This is a genomic window from Streptomyces sp. NPDC059957 (assembly GCF_042730015.1).
In the GTDB taxonomy this organism is placed as follows: Bacteria; Actinomycetota; Actinomycetes; order Streptomycetales; family Streptomycetaceae; genus Streptomyces.
On record NZ_JBHWMB010000158.1, the window covers coordinates 1 to 5,447 of the forward strand.

Here is a 5,447-nt window from a genome sequence, read left to right on the forward strand (position 1 = left end):
GGGGCCGGGAGCCGGGCCGCCGGGGGCCGCCGGGGGCCGCCGGGGGCCGCCGGGGGCCGCCGGGGGCCGCCGGACAGTCACAGCCGGCCACCAGGCCGGCCCCGCCGGTCACGCCACCGCGAACACCGCCACCCAGACCCCCTCCGCCGCCTCCCGGAAGGTCACCACCAGGTCCATGCCCACCCGCAGCTCCGCCCCCTCCGCGCCGACGACCTCGGTCATCATCCGCGGCCCCTCCGCGAGGTCGACCACCGCCGCCACGTACGGCACCCGCTCCCCGAAGGGCGGCAGATCGTTCCTGTGGATCACCGACCAGGTGTAGAGCGTGGCCCGCCCGCTCGCCGTCTCCCACGTCACCCGGTCCTCCCCCGCCCAGCAGGCCGGGCAGAACTCCCGCGGGTAGTGGTGCGCCTTGCCGCACTCCCCGCAGCGGCGCAGCAACAGCCGGCCCTCCGCCGCCGCGTCCCAGTAGGGCCGCGTGAAGTCGTCGATCTCCGGCAGGTCGAACCGCGCAGCCGTACCGGCTCCAGTACTCACGACACCACTCCTCCGGGACACACCCACCTGACGTACCGTCAGTTCACCGGATCCCGCCCCATCCCACAAGTCCCCACCCCCGACGCCCGCCCCCGGCGCCCACCGCCGGCGCCCACCGCCGGCGCCCCACCCTCCACCACTCCCCGTAATCGATCCGCAACCGATTCCCTCCTCGTCCGAGACCCACCGCCCGCGTACGGCGATACGCTCACACCTCATGCCCGGAGCCCCCACAGCACCCGACCTGTCCACCCAGCCCCGCCCGGTCTACGTGATCGGCGCCGGCCCCGGCGGCCTCGCCGTCGCCGCCGCGCTGCGCGCCCGAGGGGTCCGCGCGGTGGTCGTGGAGAAGTCGGAGTCCGTCGGCGCTTCCTGGCGGCGGCACTACGACCGCCTCCACCTGCACACCACGCGCCGCCTCTCCGCCCTGCCGGGCCTGGCCATGCCGCGCCGCTTCGGACGCTGGGTAGCGCGCGAGAACGTGGTGCGCTACCTGGAGAAGTACGCCGAGTTCCACGAGCTGGAGATCGCCACCGGCATCGAGGTGACCCGCATCGAGCCCTCCACGAACCCGGCCGACCCGGCGGACTCGGCGGACTCCGGGGACTCCCTCCCCAGCACCCCCGGCTGGACCCTGCACGCCACCGGCGGCCGCATCATGGCGGCCCGGGCCGTGGTGGTCGCGACCGGGTACAACCACACCCCCCTCATCCCCGACTGGCCCGGCCGGAACACCTACCCGGGCCCGCTCGCCCACGCCTCCGAGTACCGCAACCCCGCCCCCTACGCCGGCCAGGACGTCCTCGTCGTCGGCGTCGGCAACACCGGCGCCGAGATAGCGGTCGACCTCGCCGAGGGCGGCGCCGCCCGGGTCCGCCTCGCGGTGCGCACGGCCCCGCACATCCTGCGCCGCTCCACCGCCGGCTGGCCCTCGCAGCGGACCGGGATCCTGGTCCGGCACCTGCCCGTCCGGCTCGTCGACCGGCTCGGCGCGATCGTCGGCAAGGCCTCGGTCCCGGACCTGTCCGCGTACGGCCTCCCGCGCCCCACCACCGGCCTGTACACCAGGGTCAAGCAGGGGTCGATCCCGCTCCAGGACGTCGGCCTGATCGACGCGGTCCGCGCGGGCCGGGTGGAGCCCGTGGCCGCCGTCGAGTCCTTCGACGGAGCCGAGGTGGTCCTCGCGGACGGCTCGCGGATCACCCCGGACGCCGTGATCGCGGCCACCGGCTACCGCCGCGCCCTGGAGGGCCTGCTCGGCGACCTCGACGTACTGGACGACCGCGGGCGCCCCCGCACCCACGGCGCAAACACCCCACCCGACGCCCCGGGCCTCTACTTCACCGGCTTCACCAACCCCATCAGCGGCAACATCCGCGAACTGGCCCTGGACGCAAAGAAGATCGCCAAGTCCATCGCCCGCACGGCCCACCCATAAGCCCTCCCCGCCCCTCACCCCTTCCCCCCAGGCCCGTTGTCAGTGGCCTGGGGCAGCATCGGGATGTCGGACCGTCGACAAAACCATGGGGGATCATCGTGCCGATCACGAACCAACAAGCAGCAACCCGCTCCTTCCTGGAGCCGCTCTACCGGGACGCGTACTACCCGTATCACGTCCTCGACAAGGGCCGGGCCATCCTGCTCCGGCTGTGCGCGCGCATCGAGGCCGAGCAACCGGCGAACCTGCCCGCGCTGTACGTGCTGACGGGGGCGGCGACCGAGGAGTTCAACCTGCTGGAGGCGGAGTTCGAGGCCGCGGGGAGCGAAATCGAGACCGTGGCGCGCGAGGAGATAGCCGAGGACTTCGCGTTCGTGGCCTCCGCATACGGATTCGCGGACGCGGACATCGAGGCGCTCATCGCCCCCCGGGACTGGTGAGGGGCTCCGCGCGCGGCGAGGCCGGCCGGGCGGCGGGCGGCCGCTCCCCCAGCGCCGCCGCGGCCTCCTGACCTCGGCCGAATAATGGTCTGGACCGGACCCCGGTGATCTGAGACCGTTCCCAGGAAGGCCCCGGAAGTCATCCCGGAACCCGTACCGGGAGCACCCCGGGGCTGCCCCGAAGTGCGTCCGGGAGCCGGGCCGCGAGCGTTCCACACAGCACCTCCACCAGCTTTCCTGTGCATCCCTGTTCCTGACGGCACGTCAGTTCAGTAATCTGACTACGCGTCAGTTATTGAGATTCGTCGAGGTTCATCGAGCAGGAGCGGGCGGAACGATGCTTGGATCTACTCACGGCACCCTCACCACCGACTTCCGCGCACGTGTCGAGGCCTGCGGGGAGACCCCCAGGACGGCCGTCCACTCCACAGCGGCGCCGTCCGCCGAGGACACGGTCGCGCTGGACGTCAGCGGTCGGCCCCTGCACGCCGACGCCCCCGACCTGGACCGGTTCTTCCGGCCCGAGTCCGTGGCGGTCATCGGCGCCTCGGACGCCGACGGCAGACCCAACACCGGCATCACCCGCCAGCTCATCGCCTGGGCGGAACGCGTCGGCGCCCGGCTGCACCCCGTGCACCCCACCCGGGCCACGGTCTTCGGGCTGCCGTGCCACGCCTCCGTGGCCGACCTGCCCGAACAGGTGGACCTTGCGGTCCTCCTCGTAGCCGACCCGCTCCCGATCGTCGAGCAACTGGCAGAAGCCAAGGTCAAGTTCGCCGTGGCCTTCGCCTCCGGCTTCGCCGAGACCGGCGACGAGGGCGCCGCCGCGCAGGCCCGCCTGGGCGCCGCCGTACGGCGCTCGGGCCTGCGCCTCCTCGGACCCAACACGAACCTCAACGCCTTCGAGAAGTTCCGCGACGACCTCGACGGCCCGGCCATCGCGCTCATCACCCAGTCCGGCCACCAGGGCCGGCCGGTGTACACCCTCCAGGAGCTGGGCATCCGCCTCTCCCACTGGGCGCCCACCGGCAACGAGGCCGACCTCGAAACCTCCGACTTCATCTCCTACTTCGCCGAGCAGCCCGAGGTCGGGGCCATCGCCTGCTACGTCGAAGGCCTCAAGGACGGCCGGCAGTTCCTCCTCGCCGCCGACCGGGCCGCCCGCAACGGCGTGCCCGTCGTCGCCGTCAAGGTCGGCCGCACCGAGACCGGCGCCCGCATGGCCGCCTCCCACACCGGGAAGCTGACCGGCGCCGACACCGTCGTGGACGCCGCCATGCGGCAGTTCGGCGTCATCCGCGTCGACGGCCTCGACGAACTCCAGGACACCGCGGCCCTCCTGGCCCGCGCCCGGAAGCCCCTCGCAGACGGAGTGGTCGTCTACTCCATCTCCGGCGGCACCGGCGCCCACTTCTCCGACCTGGCGACCGAGGCGGGACTCAGCATCCCCACCCTCTCCCAGGCCAAGCAGGACGAGCTGCACCAGTGGATCCCGGAGTACCTGGGCGTCTCCAACCCCGTGGACAACGGCGGCCACCCGGTCGGCGACTGGCGCGGCCGCAAGATCATCGACGCCATCCTCGCGGACCCCTCGGTAGGCGTCCTGATCTGCCCCATCACAGGCCCCTTCCCCCCCATGAGCGACAAACTCGCCCAGGACCTGGTGGACGCGGCCGAGCAGACCGACAAACTCATCTGCGTGATCTGGGGCTCCCCCGTCGGCACGGAGGAGGCCTACCGCACCACGCTCCTCGGCTCCTCCCGGGTCGCCACCTTCCGCACCTTCGGCAACTGCATCACCGCCGTCCGCGCGTACCTAGGCCACCACCGCTTCACCTCCTCCTACCGCTCCCCCTTCGAGGACGCCCCGCGCACCACCTCGCCCTCCTTCCGCAAGGCCCAGGCCCTCATGCGCCCGGGCCAGCAGCTCAGCGAACACGCGGCGAAGCAGCTCCTGCGCGCCTACGGGATACGCGTGCCCCGCGAACAACTGGTGACCAGCGCCGCAGCGGCCGTACGGGCAGCCGGACTGGTCGGCTACCCGGTGGTCATGAAGGCCTCGGGCCCCCAACTCGCGCACAAGACGGAACTGGGCCTGGTCAAGATCGGCCTGACCTCGGCGAGCCAGATCCGGGACGCCTACCGCGAACTGACGGACATCGCACGCTACGAGAACGTCCCGCTGGACGGGATCCTCGTCTGCCAGATGGTGGAACGCGGCGTCGAAATGGTCGTCGGCGTCACCCAGGACGAACTCTTCGGCCCGACCGTGACGGTGGGACTGGGCGGGGTCCTGGTGGAGGTCCTGCACGACGTGGCCGTCCGGGTCCCGCCCTTCGGGGAGGACCAGGCCCGCGCCATGCTCGGGGAACTCCGCGGGCACGCGCTGCTGGAGGGCGTACGGGGAGCGCCCCCCGCCGACGTCGACGCGCTGGTGGAGGTCATCCTCCGGGTGCAGCGGATGGCGATGGAACTGGGCGACGAACTCTCCGAGCTCGACATCAACCCCCTGATGGTGCTTCCCCGGGGGCAGGGGGCGGTGGCCCTGGACGCGCTGGCCATCTGCCACTGACCTCCGGCGCCGGGCCGCCCCCGCCGGCGCCGCCCCCGCCGGCGCCGCCCGACTCCGGCGCCGCCCGACTCCGGCGCCGCCCGACTCCGGCGCCGGGCCGCCCGGCCTCCCGCTGCGCGGGGCGAAGTCCCCACTGCTGCGCCCCTTGCCGCTGCGCGGGGCGAAGTCCCCGACCCGCCCTTCCACCGTTCCCAGGGCCGCCCCTGACCCGGTCCTCAAACGCCGGACGGGCTGAAAGCGGGGCCCCGGGCTGCGCCCGGACCCCTGGGGCTCCGCCCCAGACCCCGGTCCTCAAACGCCGGACGGCTGAAATGGCGCGGGCGGTCTGAAAGTCCCACCCGCGGACGGGAGCGGGGGGCGGCCGGGCCGGGGACGGGGGCGGGGTGGGGTGTCGGCCTGGACGTAAAGCGTGATTTGTGGCGCTGGTACAGGCCGCGCCCTGTCGGAGTAGAGCAGAGGG

The 5,447-nt window shown here is 73.1% G+C and carries 4 protein-coding genes; 3 read left to right on the plus strand and 1 reads right to left on the minus strand.

Annotation, left to right across the window (positions count from 1 at the left end):
* Positions 1–108: 108 nt before the first annotated feature.
* Positions 109–537: a Zn-ribbon domain-containing OB-fold protein gene (locus tag ACFWBW_RS41430; protein WP_385384996.1), complete on the minus strand. Its 429-nt coding sequence runs from the start codon at positions 535–537 to the stop codon at positions 109–111.
* Positions 538–754: 217 nt separating this feature from the next.
* Here ACFWBW_RS41430 and ACFWBW_RS41435 point away from each other — a divergent pair, with 217 nt between their 5' ends.
* The 3 genes from ACFWBW_RS41435 to ACFWBW_RS41445 all read left to right on the plus strand — a co-directional run bounded on the left by ACFWBW_RS41435 (position 755) and on the right by ACFWBW_RS41445 (position 4,987).
* Positions 755–1,975 (plus strand): flavin-containing monooxygenase, encoded by a 1,221-nt coding sequence (locus ACFWBW_RS41435; protein ID WP_385385000.1) that lies wholly within the window; start codon positions 755–757, stop codon positions 1,973–1,975.
* Between the two features lie 98 nt (positions 1,976–2,073).
* Positions 2,074–2,415, plus strand: a complete 342-nt coding sequence (locus tag ACFWBW_RS41440) for a DUF5713 family protein (RefSeq protein WP_385385003.1) — start codon at positions 2,074–2,076, stop codon at positions 2,413–2,415.
* Between the two features lie 337 nt (positions 2,416–2,752).
* Positions 2,753–4,987: an acetate--CoA ligase family protein gene (locus ACFWBW_RS41445; protein WP_385385006.1), complete on the plus strand. Its 2,235-nt coding sequence runs from the start codon at positions 2,753–2,755 to the stop codon at positions 4,985–4,987.
* Positions 4,988–5,447 lie beyond the last annotated feature (460 nt).